Source organism: Peredibacter sp. HCB2-198, from assembly GCF_045999315.1.
Classification (GTDB): Bacteria; Bdellovibrionota; Bacteriovoracia; order Bacteriovoracales; family Bacteriovoracaceae; genus Peredibacter.
Genome location: NZ_CP174607.1, coordinates 2,991,151 through 3,010,760, shown reverse-complemented (window position 1 = coordinate 3,010,760; position 19,610 = coordinate 2,991,151). Strand labels below are relative to the sequence as shown.

Annotated in this window: 10 protein-coding genes; 3 read left to right on the top strand and 7 right to left on the bottom strand. The window is 43.5% G+C overall.

Annotated features, from left to right (window positions below; all coding sequences use genetic code 11):
* Positions 1-19: 19 nt before the first annotated feature.
* Complete coding sequence (locus tag ACJVC5_RS15255; protein WP_408096395.1) at positions 20-9,526, bottom strand: putative Ig domain-containing protein; 9,507 nt, start codon at positions 9,524-9,526, stop codon at positions 20-22.
* A gap of 166 nt (positions 9,527-9,692) precedes the next feature.
* Positions 9,693-11,090 (bottom strand): sodium:solute symporter family protein, encoded by a 1,398-nt coding sequence (locus ACJVC5_RS15250; RefSeq protein WP_408096394.1) that lies wholly within the window; start codon positions 11,088-11,090, stop codon positions 9,693-9,695.
* Positions 11,091-11,184: 94 nt separating this feature from the next.
* Here ACJVC5_RS15250 and ACJVC5_RS15245 point away from each other — a divergent pair, with 94 nt between their 5' ends.
* A complete protein-coding gene (locus tag ACJVC5_RS15245; protein ID WP_408096393.1) occupies positions 11,185-12,060 on the top strand; it encodes a hypothetical protein in 876 nt (291 codons plus the stop codon).
* On the opposite strand, the gene ggt is transcribed toward ACJVC5_RS15245, so the two are convergent.
* A complete protein-coding gene (ggt, locus tag ACJVC5_RS15240) occupies positions 12,061-13,767 on the bottom strand; it encodes a gamma-glutamyltransferase (protein WP_408096392.1) in 1,707 nt (568 codons plus the stop codon).
* Between the two features lie 51 nt (positions 13,768-13,818).
* Between ggt and ACJVC5_RS15235 the strand changes: the two genes are divergently transcribed.
* Entirely contained in the window at positions 13,819-14,172 is a 354-nt protein-coding gene (locus tag ACJVC5_RS15235) for a 4a-hydroxytetrahydrobiopterin dehydratase (RefSeq protein WP_408096391.1), read from the top strand.
* On the opposite strand, the gene ACJVC5_RS15230 is transcribed toward ACJVC5_RS15235, so the two are convergent.
* The gene (locus tag ACJVC5_RS15230) at positions 14,147-14,641 is read right to left on the bottom strand and encodes an ATP-dependent zinc protease family protein (RefSeq protein ID WP_408096390.1); all 495 of its coding nucleotides are present in this window, start codon (positions 14,639-14,641) and stop codon (positions 14,147-14,149) included. The genes ACJVC5_RS15235 and ACJVC5_RS15230 overlap by 26 nt on opposite strands.
* Positions 14,642-14,775: 134 nt before the next feature.
* Here ACJVC5_RS15230 and ACJVC5_RS15225 point away from each other — a divergent pair, with 134 nt between their 5' ends.
* Positions 14,776-16,446 carry a LysM peptidoglycan-binding domain-containing protein gene (locus ACJVC5_RS15225; protein ID WP_408096389.1) on the top strand — a complete coding sequence of 557 codons (1,671 nt, stop codon included), beginning with the start codon at positions 14,776-14,778 and terminating at the stop codon, positions 16,444-16,446.
* On the opposite strand, the gene ACJVC5_RS15220 is transcribed toward ACJVC5_RS15225, so the two are convergent.
* From ACJVC5_RS15220 to ACJVC5_RS15210, 3 genes are read right to left on the bottom strand one after another with little or no spacing between them, the layout of a single operon-like run.
* Positions 16,427-17,479 (bottom strand): endonuclease/exonuclease/phosphatase family protein, encoded by a 1,053-nt coding sequence (locus ACJVC5_RS15220; protein ID WP_408096388.1) that lies wholly within the window; start codon positions 17,477-17,479, stop codon positions 16,427-16,429. The genes ACJVC5_RS15225 and ACJVC5_RS15220 overlap by 20 nt on opposite strands.
* On the bottom strand, positions 17,476-18,738 hold the full coding sequence (locus ACJVC5_RS15215) for an amidohydrolase (RefSeq protein ID WP_408096387.1): 1,263 nt from the start codon (positions 18,736-18,738) through the stop codon (positions 17,476-17,478). Before ACJVC5_RS15215 ends, ACJVC5_RS15220 begins: the two co-directional genes overlap by 4 nt.
* Positions 18,735-19,520: an SDR family NAD(P)-dependent oxidoreductase gene (locus tag ACJVC5_RS15210; protein WP_408096386.1), complete on the bottom strand. Its 786-nt coding sequence runs from the start codon at positions 19,518-19,520 to the stop codon at positions 18,735-18,737. Before ACJVC5_RS15210 ends, ACJVC5_RS15215 begins: the two co-directional genes overlap by 4 nt.
* Positions 19,521-19,610: the final 90 nt, after the last annotated feature.

The following is a 19,610-nucleotide window of genomic DNA, read 5'->3' as shown; positions in this document are numbered from 1 at the left end:
AGGATAGCGCTAACGTTAATTAAAATTCAATGACAAATGGACGAGTGGCATTCACATCACTACTACAGGCCACCATCGCCTTTTGTGAACCATCGTTGAATGGAATGATGTCATTAAAATTCGAACACCCCAGAGCGGCCTGCAGAACAGAATCCATTTTAAACTGGTCCCAGCTTGCACCTTCGTTTGAAGTATAAGCGATAGCATTGCCCGCATGGTTTATAATGAAACTACGATTAGTAGGTTCCGAATTCATTTTGGAGTTTGAAATGGTATCTGAAGTACTATATGGATTTAAAGATCCAATGCTGACCGATGTTGCCCCAAAATTGGTTGATTCACGTAAGTTTCCTCGTATATCAATGAATCGCATGACGTAATTACCACCTTCTTCGAACATCTCAGTATCAGCATATGACGTTGGTAATCCAGTTGCTGGAGTGGTACTGGCATTGGTCGCAACATTATAAAGAACCTGAGAACTAGAGTTCGCGCTCCAAACTTGATTTGTGTTGGCGGGGTTTATATAGAGACGATTATCATTACTATAGCAGGCGTGACTAACGGTCTCCATTGAAGCTGAATCAGACGCCAATCCATCAGTCGTCATATAAAAACTCATTGCCACACTAAAAATGATCTGATCAGGATTTGCAATATTATAATATAAGCAGGCACCATCCGAACTTCTTACTATGCTTCTGGTGATGGTCGAAAAAGCATCAGGAGAAACATAAAGAGATCCTCCCGTTCCAATGACCATTTGCCCATTCCCACTAGGAGCTACGCCGAGTGTTCTCACGAGTTCAGGATTTTCGTTAATCTGCTTCACTAAGTTCCAGGTTGCACCGTTGTCTGCGGATGAAAATAAAACGTTATGGTTCGTGACACCATAAAGTTTACTTTGCGAACGCTCAAATGAATTAAAGGCAAATCTTGAAACAGAAATGTTTTGTTCAGTGAAGGTCGCTCCTCCATCCGTAGATAAGAACAGCTTTCTTCCCAGGATTACAGCAATTGTATTTCCATTTACCACTAAATTGTCGTAACCCTGGAAGCTTTGATGATTAAATGTATAGACCGTGGTCCAAGTGGCGGCATTAAAAACATCAGTATTCGTCTCGAGCACTGATTGATTAGCACTCACAAAGCGCAGACGATAAGGTTTCCCATCTCCTCTAAAGGCGAGACCTTGGGCAGTTCCAGTGGTCGTAGTCGCACCACCATCAGTGGTATAAACGTTCGCATTCAGAGGCTGAAAGAAGGTCCGACTTAAAAGCGGAGAGGAAATTAAAGCTTGAGTTCTTAAAAAGGAATTGAGACTTGGTCGAGAGACCCAGTTAGTGCCGCCATCGACTGTTTCAAAAATCGCTCCGGCACCTGATTGGGTGAGAACAATAATATTATCATCATCATTTCGACTTACATGAATAACGGCATCAACCGAACTTCCTGAATACTCCATTAAGAGATTCCACGACACCCCTCGATTGCTTGAACGGAAGACTCCTGTTGGAAAATTCGATAAATAATTAGAAAGTGCATACACGTGCCCAAGACTATTCAGGGCAATTTGTTGGTTGGCAATTTTAGTACAAAAACCGCCGGAATTATCGGCCCGATAACTTCCACCTGCCGAACTGCCCCCTGAAAGGTAAACAGTCTTTTGGCTGTCATTGGCAATTAATAGTTTGTAGCGTTGATTAGCGGTATAATTTGTAGGAGCGTTAATTCTACAAAGGACATCCCAGTTAACACCGCCATTACGAGTCCGGTAGATATCTCCACTAAATGACATCAGGGCCATATAAGACGGATCAGTGTCATGGATCGCCACATCCATCCAGTTCGCGACAGCGAATGTTCCAGGTGAGAACTCTGTCATACGGAATTTGTTCACGACAAAATTGTATTCAGTGGCCATATGAAGAGGCTGCCACTCATTTAAGTTGTTTTTACCAACCAGACAAAGTTTATATTTCTTATTCAATTCGGCCGTGGCCAAAGGCAAATTCATCACAGTGGCCACAGGAATGGATGAGCTGTACTGGGTATCTGAAGCACACTGAAGACTATCGGCCAGTCCATACTTATAACGGTAATGAGTGATATCCGGGCCTGAAACAAGAGATGAGAAATTTACATTCTTTTCAACTATTCCGAGCTTAGTTACGAGTTCAGCATGAGGAAAATTCTCCTCATAGGTGAAATCCGACGACGCTCCGTAAATAGGTCCGGCAGCATTATTAAGCTTCACACAGACTTTATAGGCATTCCCATCTGACAGACCGATTTTATAACCTTCCATATTGGCCAATGGCGGATGGTCTTTATAATCTGATAAGGCACTACATGCTGCCGCACTGTCGGCCACCTGATATTCAACAAAAGTGTAATTTGAAGCGACAAGATTTGAGACTAATGGTCTGTGTCCATCCTGACGTTCATTTTCGGTAAGCACGCTATCAGCAACGTCATTTACCAAGGCAATACTCGTAAAGACTGCTCCTCCAGAAGTATAATTTAATTGACTAGTTTCAGTATATTTCACTGATCCATCATTATACTTGATACAAACTTTGTATTTCCCTGAGGTGGTAAAGGCCGCATCAGCGGTTGTAGGCACAGTAGAAGAATAAGACAAGCTATTATCACAAGTCACATTGGCAGCCACGACTGCATATTCAATGGACGTATAAAAACCTGGCTCTGTGACTTGTACCAATGGCAAATTTGCACCTTGCTCACTGACGTCTAGATTTCGATCATTCGCACCGAGTGCTAATTCAAAATCTGTCACATTCATTTTCAGTATACCAACACTACATTTTAGATAGATGTGTTTTCCGTCAAAATACTTCGGAATGAGGGCACATCCGGCAAAAGTAGGATCGGTCTGAAAATTCCTAAGCATCCTCGTAAAGCTTTGACCTCCATCAATACTAAAGGCCTCTTCAGTACAACTTGTTTGTTGAAACTGAGGTTTTTCTGGATCAACATAATAAGATCGGCCAGCATTGCAATAAGAGCTGTTATTAATGGCGGTATTACTAATGATAGAGAATGAGTTTCCGTAATCCGATGAACGCTCCACCTTCCCATCGTGGGCCATGCTATAGAGATAATGACCTCCGCTTCCATCATGGGCCATAGCAATACCAGAAATTACCGGGAAATTACTGTTTGCTTTCAAGTCGGTCCAAGTGCTGTTTTCGTAATCCACCAGTGCCAAACGTACCGGATAATTCACATCATTGTTTTGGTTTTTAGTCAGCATAAAGAATTTACGACTATCACGAGGATCAACAAAAGCAGACGGTGATAGAAGATAAACTGAACCTGGAAAAACGTATGGCATGACAAAGTTTTTATAGTCGTAATGCTGCCAATAACTTGTTGTACGTCCCATAAAAAGGGTACTGAAGAAATATCCATTTTCAGCATTCGTAATATCGATGGCCTGCCCACCAATTCCGTACATCGCACTTTTCGTCACATAGTCATCTGAAAACGCGCTGAAGTTATCAATACCACCACATGAATAAAGACCAAAGGCCGCGAAGCGAGAGAATTCCATATCACCGGTCGCAAAAGAAGGCTGTTCATAACAACGGTCTCTAGGATCGTAGAAGCTCTTCCATGTTTCACCAGAATCGTGAGACATATAGGCCTTTCTGACACCCGTTGTACTTATGGCCATAAGGCCCTTACCACCAAATCTCGCTCCTTCTAGAGTAAGTGGCATGGCCTCTGGATTTGCGGACTTCACTCTTTTAAAAGAACTTCCACCATTGGTGGAAATAAACATTCTCCCCGCCGCACTTGCGATGACGGAAGAACCTTGTACAGCATATATCGGGTAATTTTGTTTTATTGGAATCATCGGAATAGTGCCAATACCCACGGCCGATGAATTATCTCCTGCAGGGAATTTTCTGAGTTCAAAATAGGCCATGCCCACGGCCTGTCCCATCATAAATGTTGAATAGATATCATCGCTCAATGATTGGAAGCGGCCTTGGTTTAGCTCAGTAAAGCCTTCAGAGTTGTAACGGCCACAAATACTGGACGTTGCCCAGTTATCAGTCGTACAGATACTCTGTGAGCTATTAGACAAGTTATAGGCAGACCACTTGCCCGGAGTTTGCAGGGCCGGTGTAAGAAAGAGTCTTCCGGTAGAAGTCATTAACTTGGTCCAACTTGCTCCATCATTATCACTTCGATAAATACCGTACAGGTCTGGACGAGAAGTATGAATGAAAGTGGCATAGAGACGTCCGGCTACTACAGGATCCGGCCTAAAAGCGATGGATGGAGATGAGCTTTCCAAATAAATAATTCCATCACCCACTCTGTTCCATGAAAGACCTTGGTTTGTGCTTTTATAAATACTGTCTCTCATTTCAGAAGAGTCGTTAACTAAAGCGTAGAGAGTGCCATTCGGTCCAACATGAAAATTCAGATTCCCAGAGGTATTGGGAATATTGCCCAGGTCGGCCGTAATGCTTATACAATCTTTGCCATCTTTATCTTCAATTCTATAGACCTCATTACTAAACCAAACATAAAGATTTTTATCACTGTAGTGTGACTGCCTATAACCAAAATCACCGGAATATGTCCAGGTACTGGTAACAGGGACGCGACATACTTTTGTCCAACTATCACCACCATTAGAACTTTTATGAATCATACCACTCATATCAGTGGCATAAAAAATATTGAAATTGTGGAGATCAATCCAACCGTTTCTCCAGTTTTCAATTTCAGTGACATCAGAAAGTGTGATTTTCTCGGCAGAATAACGATATAAAGACCAGGAATAATTGGTCGCCTCTTTCATCGGTTGCCAATTACCATCATTATCAGCACCCACTACACAAAGCTTAAGAAATGAGGCCAATTCTAAATTGGTCTGCTTATAACTCAGAAGAGAATCGGAGATTGGTGTCCCTACTCCCACAGGAGCACTATAGCCAGAACTCAAAGAGCAATCAGTATTTGCCTCAAGTCCTAATTTGTGACGATAGGATGTGACTCCTGCTCCACCTACCGTCACATTCAATGACAGAACGTTTGAAATAAGATTTGGCAGATTCTGAAGTTTTGAGTAAACGGCCGCATTACTATAGGTAAAATTTGGTGATTGAGCAAAGACCTCACCATTTCCGGCCTGGTCGGAAAGCTTCATACAAATCTTCCAGGATCCTTCTGTTATCGAAACAAACTGATTCGATAATTTCCCAATTGGAAGTGCGTAAGAATAGCGGTGAGAATTATTACAAGTTCCAGTCGACGGAATAATCGCAAAGGAACTCTTATCAAAACCAGTTCCGCCTATACCAGAGACGATAGAACTACCGTCATCCAGGTATTCATGACGCTTTAAAATAGTGTCACTCAAAGCTCCCGCCAGATTAAACGTCGGGGCCCCTGGTGCAGTCCCATCAAATTTAATGATTGGGCTTCGGTCAAAACTTACGACATTAGAAGTATCCGTCAGACGTACACAAACCTGATAATTTCCCGTCACACTAAAGGCAGGATCATTAGACAGAGGAACTGTGGTCGAGAACGTTAAAGAGTTATCGCATGTGCCACCCAGGGGAATAATCGCGTATTCAGTTGAATTAAATTCATTGGCGATTGTATTCGTAACAACAGGTTTAGGAGTCGCTTGATCGGCCGAAGAAATAATACTGTCGGTAGCATCATTAATCAGTTCGATGGCATTGTATTTCACATACAGTACATCATAAGACTTACAAGCAACAAAAAACTTATTCGGATGAAGGGCAATTCCGCTAGCATCACAATTGATTCCATAGAGGTTATCAAAATCAATCGTTCGCCAAGTCTGTCCATTATCTACTGTAAAAGTGAGATCATCTCCACCGGAGCAAATCATGGCCATGACATTCCGGTTCTGTGGAAGAGAATAGAAAAAACGAGTACTACAGTTCGGAAGTGCGGGTGATGTTCCTAAATCAGTAAAAGTGGCCCCTTGGTTCAGGCTCCTTCTGACCTTTCCTGCACGATCAATCACTCGTACTTCGAAGACACCGGATTCATTTACAAACGCATCAATACCACTGATGGTAGACAACCCTGTTGCCACATTTCCCTGGGCCAGAGTTGCTTGAGAAGTGGAAACCACATTCCCAAAACCTGAAGTTTCCATAAACCACTGAATGTTTCCATTCTGCGAATCCAAATATCCATCAGGGCCAGTAGCGTTTGTTGAAGGATAAGTAAATGATCGCCAATCATAACCACCATCATTGGTTTGACGATACTTATTCTGAGATCGGAATCCTTCAAAGTTTGAATCCAGAGGGTTATAAATATGAGTCTGAAAATTCCAGCTATTGGCAAGAAGACCTGTACTTACAGTGGTTCCACTATCAACACTCGAAACATATTGAGCACAGTTCGTTCCATTGGCCCAGACAGAAAAACGATTCGCCTCAAGTTCATGGGTATCAATTCTTGGCTCTTTACCAAAACAGCCACGGCCATAGGTGTATTTTAGTTCCCAGCTCTCACCGATATCACTTGATTTAACAATGTTCCAGTCCGCTGTCACACCATAAACAGTTTTACCATCTTTGGTGGTGATGCCCGTCATAAGAGCAAGTTTTGTCCCCTGCCAGTTAATTAAATTGAAACTTGTTCCAGCGTTTGTACTCACATACATGCGCCCACCCAGAACGGCGGCAATCACATTTCCGCGAACAGAGATGGCCTGACTGTTTTTATCTGAAGACACACCCGGAAATGTATAAAGAAGACTATGGGCCACAACACCATAGTTAGTGCTCTTTCTAAGAAGAGTGTCTGTACCACTCTCTTGCAGAAAATACCCTGAACCATTTGAGTCGATATGAAAGCGTCTCATATCCGTCACAATGTTGGTGTTCACACCTAACAGGATGTTTGCTCCACCATCAACGGAATAGTTACCGTTATGGACATAAAATGTGTTCGGTTGAATCGGGTTAAATTTAATATCAACTAAGGTAAGATCCGTACTCGTGGTTCTGGTCCAAGTGGCACCAGCGTTGGTTGAAGTATAAGAACCCTGGCGAGTCATATTCACATCATCGGCCGCGAATCTCACCATCTTATTTTTATCATTTGGATCAATCGCAAATGAAGAAGACCAACCGTCCCCAGAGAGAGAAACGACCAGGTTCCAGGTTTCCCCTTGGTCAATTGATTTATAAAGATGATCCTTAGTTCCAGCGGCATCAGCAATAAAAAGATAAATGCTTCCCTCACTGTCGATATCAACGGGTGAAGAAAAAAACGTATAATTAAAATCTGTAATGGTACTGGTTTTAAGCGGACAAGCAGCACCGTTGTACGGCTCGATTTTACGCAAATTACCACCTGTCACAATATAGGTGTAACCAGTGGCCGAGGGATCGACTTTAAAATGAGCATTATCATCGTTGGTAATTTTACACTGAAGCTGCCAGCTGGTTCCGTTGTCGACTGAACGGAAGATTTCACCGCGAGCGTTTCTCGCCACAATTCTACCGAATGAATCAATCGCCACATCTTTCCAGTTGGGAAGATTGGAAAGACCGGCCAGAGAAATTGGCCCCATGGAGTATTCACCCTTGATCCACTCTGCTTGAGTTGCCGCCGAATAAGGCTGCCATACGTTTGAACCGTTTTTACCAACCACACAGAAAACAACACTGTTACCAACAACCACTGAGGTTAAGCTTTCAATAATCTTCTGACTGATGGGCGTTTCAGCTGAATACCCGGTTGCATCAGAACAGTTGGTAGAAGCTTTAAGGCCCCACTTATATTTATAGGCAACGACACCACTTCCACCCACTTCCATATCGGTCAGACTGGTACGAGCAATCGGAGAGGGCACGTTACTTAAAGTGGCAAAAGAGAAGTTACCACTCACAACAATGTTTTTGTTGGTGGCCAAGGAATTAAGAGCAGAGCCTACCGGTAAAGTTAAGGTCGCATTATTGGTAGAAACATCAGCGAGAGTTCCGCTATTTAGTTCAATTGCACCTGGAGTTGCGGCCACATCCAGATCAGAGCTAAAATCATCTGATTGAACCACATAGTTGAAAGTCAGGTTAGCACTACCACTTCCCGACACATACGTAGCATAACGATCCACAAAACCAGTTTCTAAAAGGATTCTTGGAGTTCCTGTCACAACCACTGGCTCATCAAAAGTCACCTGAACAGAAACGGTCGTACCTAAGTGATACGTGTCATCGGCCAATAAAGAACTCACATTAATCACTTTTGGCCCAACAGTGTCTTGAACTGTTAGAGTGAATTGAGCTGAAACAGTATTAAGAGTTGGGTTCTGATCATCAAAAATGACTTTGATATTACAAGACCCAGACCAACCGTCAGTCCCATCAAAAGTGATTTCACCATTGCTTGAATTGATGGTGACGAGTCCTTCATCACTACACTTATTTCCTGTCACCGTGGTGTTATCAATTGAATAAACACCATGACCTTCTTCATTTGATTGAACTTCACCATCGGTCGCAATCACCACCGGGCCAATAGTGTCTCCAGTGGTTTTATTCGAAATCGTTAGTGTGGGTTGTAGGTTATTGACAGTGATAATGCGTGAATAAACGACTTGTGAATAGCTAGTTCCATCAGTACCCCGAACCGCCAAGGTACAAGAACCTACTTCCTCATCATCCGGTGTTCCTGTGATTGCACCGTTGGAAGCATTAATGCTCAAGAAAGTACAATCATGGGCCGGAGCAAATTCCCAAGTAAACGAATCCCCTTCCGGATCATTGGCCGTTAAAGCTGAACAAGAATAAGCAGCATCTTGATTAATGGAACCGCTACAGGCCCCCGAGATAATCGGCCCATCGTTCACAGCGGTCGCGGTATAAGCAAACTGGGTCGAAACCACTCCACCATTTCCATCATCGTATTTAACAGTCACATTACAAGTGCCGACCCAATCCGGAGCATTTAATGAAACGGCCCCTGATGTAGCGTCAATGGAAAGAGTACCCACACTGGAACACTTGGTTCCCGTTGTGGTAGCGTTATCGAGGGAATATACACCATTATCCCCCTCTGAAGATTCCACGGCCCCGTCATCACGAATCTGCACAGTATCTTCAGGCCAGCTCACATCCGCGATTGAAAGTGTTGGAACAGAATTGGCCACAGTGATTGAAACTTGAAGAGCATTTGAAGTGAGCTCTCCATCAAAAGCTTCAACGGCCAGCACGCATCCTGGAACAAAACTATTATTCGTAACGGCCGTGATCGCACCGGAATCGGCATCAAGTGTGACTAAACAAGTATTCTGAGAGGAAAAACGATAAGTAAAATCACCATCATCATCCCCAACTGCAGTACATGAAAGTGGATCACCTTCATTCAATGCGAGCGAACTACAATTAAGCGATGTTAATGTTGGTGGAGAATTTTTTAAAAGATCATCTAAGGTCTTAACTTTGACGTAACCAAGCGGATTACAGGCCGTAACCAATACCAGCAAAAATAGAATGAGAGTCTTTGATAAACAAATAAACAAAATGAGTTAAACCCCAATAAAACAAACGATTGACTCTTAATTTATTACGGTCGTTCTTAATGTTATATTAAGGGGAATTGCTTATTCTTTGATTATTTATAGCTTTTGCTCCAGGTCCCAGGTGAAGCACTCAGGTATTAAGTTCGGGAACAGATTCTGACTCTCGCATAAATAAGAGTGATAAATAGTAACTAAACCCACAAGTCGTAACAGTAAGAAGCACTGGATACTCCAGTTCCCACAAGAAATGGGCCAGAAGCCAGACAATGATACTAGTCACGAAAGCAATCATTGCATTGTAGGTACTCCCTCGCTTGTCCCATAATGCAATCACGGTTAAGACGAAGATTGATGGGCCACCAAGACTTGATGCAGTCTCCACTAAATGGGTGATGGACTCAGAAGAAAAAGCGATGACATAAGCGACGATTCCGGAAAGCAGGGTCGCCAAGCGGGCCAACAAAACTTTTCTACGATCTGACATTTTTGGAAATACGGGATTAATCAGGTTCTGTGTCATGAGTGCGGAACTTGCAAGTAAGGTGGTATCCACTGTCGAAAGAATCGCCGAAATTAAAGCTCCCACAAAAATAATGTAGAAAACATAATTCAGATGAGCTTTCGCGAGCACCGGCATGAGTGTTTCCGGATCTTTTAGTCCAGGCATATAGTTCACACCAATAAGTCCAATGATCACCGGAATCGATCCCACAAGAAAATAAATCGTGGCCGCTCGAAGAGTGGAATTACGGGCCACTTCGGCAGAGCGACTGGCGGCAACACGGCTCACAAGTTCCTGAGTCATGATGGACCCAAAAATCGGAACGAGCCATAATTCTAATTTTCCCAGAAGGCCTAAGTGGAGCATATCTCCCCCACTAAAACTCAAACGATCAGTTGCAATCGTTGAGAGAGCGGACTCAATTCCCCCCAAATCATAGATGATTGAAACAAGTAGAAAAATCAGACCCACAATAATCGCAAAACCTTGAATGAGATCCGCGTAAGCATCTGCAAGCATTCCGCCCCACATGGTGTAGATGATCACCACTGTTGCCGCAATTGTCACGGCCAGCACAGGGCCAAAGTCAGTGGTGGCATGAATGATTTGGCCCAAAGCACGCACCTGAGCACCGGCCCAAATAACTGAGCTAGGAATTAAAATAAGGGCCGCCATTTTCTCAATTGATGGCGAGTAACGATTTCGAAAGAGATCAGGAATGGTGGTGATCTTCTTTGACCACAAAACCTTGGCAAAGAAAAGGCCCATCACTAAAAGGCAGATGGTATACCCCATGGGATCGGCGTGAATGCTTGATAGACCATTTTGATAAACTGCTCCTGCTGTCCCGATACAAGTTTCAGCACCAAACCAGGTCGCAAAAATGGCAAATGTCGCAAGCAAAGGCCCGAGGGTCCGGCCCCCTAAAAAGTAATCGTCTTGGTTCTTGATTCGTCTTGAAAAATAAAATCCGAGACCAATCATCCCTACGACGTAAATGGAAATTCCCAATAGCTCCCAATTCATGGGTCTACTATCTCGATCAATAAAAGAAAATTCAATAGAGAAAGCATATTTTTCCCTCCTCCCAAGAAGTTTGAACTGGAGAGAAAATGGTTTTATGAAAAACCTCATATTTACCGCCTTACTCTTGTCCGGAAGTGCCTGGGCGAAGAATGAACTGACTCTCTTTTTTAAACCTTCACCAAAGGGTTATGACTGGTCAACACCAGCGGCCGTTTTAAAATCGGCAATCCAAAACAAGCTGAGTTTTGATTCTCACTTTATGGGACATGTATTTGTGGAGTTAAAGTGTGGTGATCAATACGAACTTACGGGAATGTCGGGTAGAGGTTTCGATCCAGTCACTCAGCTTCTTATTCATCAGCGGGGTCTGGGAATTTTTTATCATAGCTTTGAGGGAAAACTTCAGACCATAAGTGAAATTGAAGACGAACTCAAGACTCTCCTCTCTGAGGGGAAAGTGACCTTTACCAAGTTCCTTCTCAACGATGGCCAATGCAAAAGAGTCACTCAGTATTTTCATGAATACCGCGATAAAAACATTGGACGCTATTACGGTCTGGCCCATCGTCCTCGCTATGGTGAAGGCTCAGGTTGTTCGGCCTATGGTGTGAGCTTCCTTGATGTGGCCGGCGTAATGGAGCAAGAAATGAAAGACAATTGGTCACAGACCATCAATATTCCTCTGGAGCTGGCCGGGCCTCCTGTCACAGACGAAGGTGTCAGCATTTTTAAAGTTCTTATGAGCGGAGACAAATGGGCATCAGACAAAGAAAAACACCGGGCCCTGACTTTCTGGAACCCGGATAAGATGAATGATTGGGTAAAGAAAAAAGTGGAGCTAAAGCAGGCCTACTATTCAGTAGAAAATCTTCAGAAATCGCAGGGGGTCGTTTTTGATAAGACCCAGGTTCCTGCACCCATGGGACCGATATGGCTTCAGCATACAGATCCCATGTATCAGAAAAAGTAATTACAATCCGAGAGCGAGTCCCTCTCCTCTCGGATCACTCACCCCGCCCCAACCTTTCTTGGTCTTCTTGATCGCCTGAATCGAACAACCCAGTCTCTCATGAACCACATTATGGCCCAGGTCTTTCAATTCCTTTTCAACCTTAGGATCAAGAAAAGGGGCCTCAATTTTTAACTGATCCGGCATCCACTGCTGATGAATTCGAGTGGCGGCCACTGCTTCATAAAGAGGCATTTCATATTCAACTGAATTCAAAATGGTCTGGGCCACACAAGTAATAATACGTGTACCAGATGGAGAACCAAGTGCCATGAAAGGCTCACCTTCTTTCGTCATGATCGTCGGAGACATACTCGATAGAGGACGTTTTCTCGGTTGAACTAAATTATTCTGTCCACCCACGGCCCCAAAAAGATTTTGAGCTCCCGCTTTTTGGGCGAAGTCATCCATTTCATTATTAAGAACAATACCAGTTCCCTGTGCCATCACACCTGAACCAAACCAACCATTGATGGTTTGAGTTGATGCCACAAGGTTTCCTTCTTTATCTGCAATCGTAAAGTGAACAGTGTCCGATGACTCATAAGGAAGTGGAATAGGTTTTACCTTGTCGGCCGGTGTCGCTTTCTCAACATCAATTGAACGAGAAAGTTTTTTTAAATACTTCTCATTTAAAAGTTCTTTCACTGGAACCGGATTAAAATCAGGATCACCTAAATAGTTCGCGCGATCAACGAAGGCCCTTTGCATGGCCATCGCCGTAAGATGAACCGCTTCAGTAGATTGTGGACCTTTTCCTTTTAGATCATGTGGCTCAAGCATCTTTAAAATTTGAATCACGTGAATACCACCTGAACTTGGAGGTGGCATAGAGTAAACCTTAAGTCCTTTATAAACGCCGGTGACTGGCTCACGTTCTTTTACTTCATAGGCCTTAAAATCTTTATGAGTCAGAAGACCACGCTTATTCTTTACGGTCTTAACGATGGCGTCGGCCACTTTCCCTTTATAAAAACCATCTTCGCCTTTATTAGCAATAAGCTCTAATGTTTTGGCCAGATTCTCCTGATAAATGATGGTTCCTAAAAGTGGAACTTTCCCGTCCTGAGTGAAGAAAGTCTTTCTTGCCTCTGGATCTAACTGCAAAAGAGAGCGACGATCGGTAAGGGCCTCTTGAAGTTGCTCATAAAGAGGAAAACCATTCCGTGCCAGTTCAATGGCGGGCCCCATGGTGTCTTTCCAAGGAAGCTTACCAAAACGACGGTGAATCTCATAAAGACCTTTCACGAGTCCCGGAGTCGCCACGGCCAGTACACCTTCTTGAGAAAGAAGTGGCTGAGGTTCACCAAGCTTTGTGAGATACATGTGAGATGTGGCAAGAAGTGGTGCTACTTCACGGAAGTCAAAAGCATAGACCTTATTTTCCGCCTTAGAAAAATAAAGCAGGAACCCACCGCCTCCAATACCAGTTGAATGTGGACGCTCAACTGAAATAGCAAAAGATGCGGCGACAAAAGCATCAATGATGTTTCCGCCTTGATTGAATATCTTTAAAGCGGCACGTGTTGTGGCCTGACCCTGAGTAGTAACCATGACCTCTTTTGCACTTGCTTCATGAGCGACACGGGGTTCAACAGCAGTAGGTGCTACGATTCTTACCTTATGGGAACAACCGATTAAAAGCATCAACAACAAGATGGCACGCATTTACGACTCCTGATAAATAAAGGATACTTTTTCGAGTCTAGGAGAAAAAATATGGATCTTAAAGATAAAAAGTGTGTTCCGTGCTCAACTTATGTACCACCGCTTTCTTTAGAAGAGAAAGAGCGCTACATGAAGTCCCTTTCTCCAGAATGGAAACTCATCGAAGACAACTCTCGCCTTCGTCGAGATGTAAAATTTAAAAATTTTAAACGTGCTTTAGAATTTGCCAATGAAGTTGGCCGAATTGCTGAAGAAGAAAAACACCATCCAGAGATTTTTTTAGGCTGGGGCCACTGTGACATTGAACTTTGGACCCATACCAACAACAACTTAGTAGAAAATGATTTTATCGTGGCCGCAAAAATTGATGAGGCCCACGCTAGACTTTTCCCCGCATCAGTTTAAGTTCTTTTATAAAGCGCTTTTGCTTAATGGTCTTACCGGCCAGGTAAGATTGAGTTGAATCTATGTAAAAGTGCTTCAAGGCCGCTCGCCCAATGAGCATACGAAACTTCATGGTTTCGCGATTTGAAAGAGTCAGTTCAATCTTCTTTTTAATATTAGCAATGACCATCGTAGTGCGAATCACATAACGATCTTCTTTGTGGCCACCGGAATCCGTTACTGAACGAATGTCCACCAGGGGGGCCCGACAAGAAATCACCACCGTGAAGTCTCCTTGAATCGGATGGACTTTGAAGTTCACATAGGTCTTTGTCCCTTTCTTCTCAAGGTTAATATCGAAGGCGTGTAAACTTGAGGTTTTTGCACCGGTATCAACCTTACCCTTGATGGCAACCAGACCCAGGTTCGGCATCGAGACCCATTCACGCCAGCCGATAATTTTTGATTCGCTTTTTACTTCACTGTCCATTCTTTGATTATATGAAAAAGTGGTGTTTCCACAAAGGATGATTTTTCCTATTAAGATTTGTTGCAAAGACAATCCTGAGTGCTATCATAAAATAATCTGACAAGACGTCTAAAACCGCTGCGAGGTTCTTTTTCATGAAGAAAATATCTGTTCTTTCGACACTTACGTTGTCATCTTTCCTCTTAATGAGTTGTTCTCAGATGAAAAAAACTCCGTCTCGCGAGATGAGCAGTCTCATGGAAACTGTTCAAATCGAAGATGATGAGATTTTTGACAAGACCGCCCACAATGGCGAATACACTCACGAAATGGCAGAGGCCGATGCTGATGATGATTCCATCAAAACGACAGTTGGCGATGCTGAAATTGATAAAGAGCTTCCAGACTCAGAAAACAACGAAGTTCCATACGCTCGTAACTTCCTCGCAAAGAAAAACACTAAGCGTATGCAATTTTGGGTAGATTACTTCACAAAACAAAACCGCGATCGTATGCAACGTTTTATCAATAACGGTGAAGAATATCGTCACCATATTGAGGCCGTTTTCGAGCAGCACGGTCTTCCAAAAGAACTTTATTTCGTAGGTCTTATCGAGTCAGGTTACTACCTTGGTGCTCGTTCTCACGCTTCAGCGGTAGGTCCTTGGCAGTTCATTCGCGGAACTGGATCTCGTTACGGACTAAAAATCACTTCTGAGATTGATGAAAGACAAGATTTATTCAAGGCCACAAAAGCAGCGGCCATGTACTTCAAAGATCTTCATAACGTGTTCTCAAGCTGGGAACTTGCCCTGTCGGCCTATAATGCTGGTGAGTACGGAATCATCCGTCGAATCATGAAGCACGGAACACGTGACTTCTATGAGCTTTCTCGCAACAAGCAGCTTCCTTCAGAAACCATTAACTACGTTCCTAAAGTTCTTGCGGCCATGCACGTAGTGAATAATGCTGAAAAATATGGCTTCGTGATCCCTAAGAAAAAACATCGTCTGTTTGATCTTACGGAACTTAGACCGGTTAAAAAGAACATCTCTCTTCATTCTGTGGCCCGCCGTATGAATGTAGACATTGCTCTGCTTAAAAAGCTAAACCCTGAGCTTCGTCGCGCTTCTACTCCAAGATACTTCGCCGGGACTTATTTCCTACGCGTTCCAAAGTCTAAATACAGCTATCGCTTGGAAGACATTTCAGCTCCGGTTGAAGTGGCAAAAAAAGTCAGTAAACCAGAATCTCGTCGTGATCTAAACCGTCGCACGGCCAATGTTGCGAATGAGGACAAAGTTGAAACTGAAGTAAAACCAAAACTTCACCGCGTTCGTCGTGGCGAAACTCTTGTTTCAATTGCTCGTAAATACAGCATGACTCCAAGAGAGCTGGCCCAGGCAAATGATTTCAAATCATGGAAAACAAAAGTGAGAATTGGCCAGCGTCTAAAGCTTGAAGGCCCTGATGAGCAAAGAGTTGCGACTCGCACAGTTGCCCAGACCCCAAAAGTAAAAGCGACCAACAAACCAATCGTTTATAAAGTTAAGCGTGGTGATAACCTGACTGACCTTGCCCGAATTTTTGATCTTAAAGTTTCAAAAATTAAAACCGCCAACAATCTTAAGCGCGGTCAAATCCAGGTAGGACAAAAAATCGTTCTTCCAGGTACTCAGAAAGGTATCTACACAGTAAGAAAAGGCGATCACCTGACAAAGGTAGCTCGTGAATTTAACCAGCCAATTGAGGCGCTTGTGAAGATTAACTCCCTCAAGCGACGCTCAATCTACCCTGGCCAAAAGATTATTGTGAATATGGATTAAACTTTGGTGAATCAATTTGAAATGTGGCCCTAAGGGGCAAATGATCCGAGAGGGCCGAATTTAAAACTTCGGCCCTCATCATTTTTAGACCCGGTTTAAAGAAGATATAATCAAGTCTGCGATCAGGTGCCCAGGCAGGAAAAGTAAAATAAGTCTTCTCGTCCTTGGCATAGATATCATCAGGAATTACTTCAGAAAGCTTTGAAACTTGCATCGCCTCATAGCTGGCATCATTCTCGTAATCGTCTTCATTGTAGAATTTAGAACGTTTCGAGGCACTTGCCGGCAACATATTGAAGTCACCAGTCACAAAATCCACTCCTTCACGTTTTACCTTCTCAACTAATTGCCCCACTTGTTTCAAGCGGTCCACCTTATCGAAGGCCTCAAGATGAAGATTTACGATCTTATATTTTTTATCGTCCAGCTCGACCGTCACAGTTTGGAAATAACGGTGAAGATAGAAAAGATTGTACCACCATGGTTGAGATGATGGTTTTTCGAGTAGGGTGACAGTGTGATTTTTCAGAGGATACTTACTAAGAATCGCTCCCCCGGATTTCACACGCCCGAAGTTATTTTTTAAAGGCCAGTAAGGAAAAGGGATATAGTTGGCGTCCCATGAAACAGCTTCGGCCACATAAGGATAGCCCGTTTTGGCCGCAAGATACTGGGCCTGATTAATGTCACCAGAACGAGATGATTCAAAATCAACTTCCTGAAGGCAAATGATGTCCGGATTCCATTCTTTAATTTGCTGAGCAAATTCTTTGAGCTTTTCCTCGTAAAATTCTTTCTCCCGGTGAACATAACCTGGGCCCTCTGAACCCTGGCCGTAAAGATAACCAATGTTCCAAGTAAGAATTTTAATCACTGAAGGACGATCCTCCATGTCCACCATAACTTCAGGCTCAACATGATGGACCTCAAATTCAGCAGTCGATTCGCCAACACTCCAGGGGTATGCACACCAGGCGATTAACCCAACAAAAAGAAATGCCAGAACAACCAGGGCCGTAGCGATCATTTTCATACCTTTTGACCCCCAATAAAGAGAGCTTCTACCGAACCAGGAAAAGTCACTCCCATAAATGGCGAGTGCCCAACTTTAGTTTTTAAATTTTGACGATCAACCGTCAGAGGACGTTTCATATTAAGGACGGTGAAATTCGCACGGTATCCAGGTTTAAGATACCCTACACCATCCCCCATATTTGAATAGACCTTAGAAATTTTCTGCCAGCTTGGAAGGAACTGATTAAAGAAGTCCCCTGGATTTTCGGCCGCGACTTTGGCAATGAGTTTCGGATCAAAACCTTGATCATCAATGAGCCAAGTCACAAATGGCCCAAAGGTATCGAGGCCCGTAAGGCCCGAAGTACCTTTCTCTTTTTCTTCATGAGTATGAGGAGCATGATCGGTGGCAAGAAAATCAATCTCACCATTTTTGAGGGCCATGAGTAGTGCAGAACGATCATACTCGTGACGAATCGGGGGATTCATCTGAAACACTTTTAAATCTTTCTCGAGAATATGTTCAATGTCGTAGAACAAATGCTGAGGTGTCACTTCAATTTGAACCTCCACCCCTTGTGAGCGTGCTTCGCGAATAAGACGAAGGCCTTCGCCGGAACTATAGTGGCAGAGCTTCCCTTTTAAATTAAATTTTTGAATCATCATAAGAGCGTCTTTTGTGGCAATGACTTCTGCTTCAACTGGACGACGGTCATGGTGATGAGTGGCACTCTTATGGGCCTCTAGAATCAGAGGATCCTCACAATGGAAACTCACGTTTTCTCCACGATAATGCTCAAGAGTATGTTCTAACGTCGGTAGATCTTTAAAGAACAACTCTCCAATAGAAGGTCCCATGTAGACCTTATAAGGAACAGAGTAGCTTAGAGGTCTTGTTTCTGGCCCAATTCCAGCGTAGGCCCAAATCTCCCCTTCTACTTTTTCAGCGAGTTTTACTTTTGCCTCGTAGCTCTTCTCATCCACTGGAGGAACTGGATTATTCGGCATATCTCCCGCGTGACAAAGACCTCCATTTCGAAGGGCCATTCGAGCGGTCGTAAAATCTTCTTTGTAATTATTTTTCCCTGATACGTCTTCACGTGCATGAATATGAACGTCTCCCATTCCTGCGAATAAGTAACAATCATTTCCAAATGTATAATCGGCCGTGAGATTCAGGTCCCCTACTGCCATAATCAGACCATTGGCCTCATCAAACTGAATCTGCTGGCGTTGAACAAGTGTAGAGGTAACAGTAATAGCGTCGATAACTTTCACGTATTCTTCCTCACAACTGTGGTAGGACTTCCCTGATCCGTTGGCATGGTGATGATTTCATCAATCACAACGTGACGAGGTTGCTCCAACATAAAAGTCATCATGCGAGCAATGTCATCCGCATGAAGGGGTTTCATCCCTGCATAGACTGCGTCTGCGGTCTTTTGATCGCCCTTAAAACGAACTTTACTAAATTCAGTGTCCACCATTCCCGGTGAAATTTGCATGATGCGAATATTTTTGCCGGCAGTCTCTTCACGAACCACACGAGTGAATGCATTTACCGCATGCTTAGTGGCGCAATAGACTGCCCCACCCTGATAAGTATAGTGGCCCGCCACCGAGCATAGATTAATAATGTCGCCCTTCCCTGCTTTTATCATCCAAGGAAGGGTCAGGTGAACAAGTTTAAAGTTTGCCGTGATATTAGTACTGATCATCTGTTCCATGTCAGACAATTGCGATAGTTCAAATTTTTCGCGCCCAAGAGCAAGCCCAGCATTGTTTACCAACACATCGACTTTTTCTTCAGTCACTTTTTTAATGAGATCAGCTGCATGTGAATCGTTCACATCGCAAGCGATGACTTCAACTTTCACGTCCGGAAACTCTTTTTGAATTTCGGCCTTCACTTCTTTGAGCTTTTCTTCACGACGAGCAAGAAGAAACAAATGGGAACCGCGAGCTGCCACTGAAAAGGCCATGGCACGGCCGATCCCAGAGGAAGCGCCTGTTATAAGTACACGAGAATTTTTTAATGAATAGAGTGCATGACTACCCATACTTGTCCTTTGTGACAGTGGATAAACGACTTAACCCATCTATTATTAACGCTTAGGAGTGTGTTGACAAGAAATAGGGGGCCAGAGCGG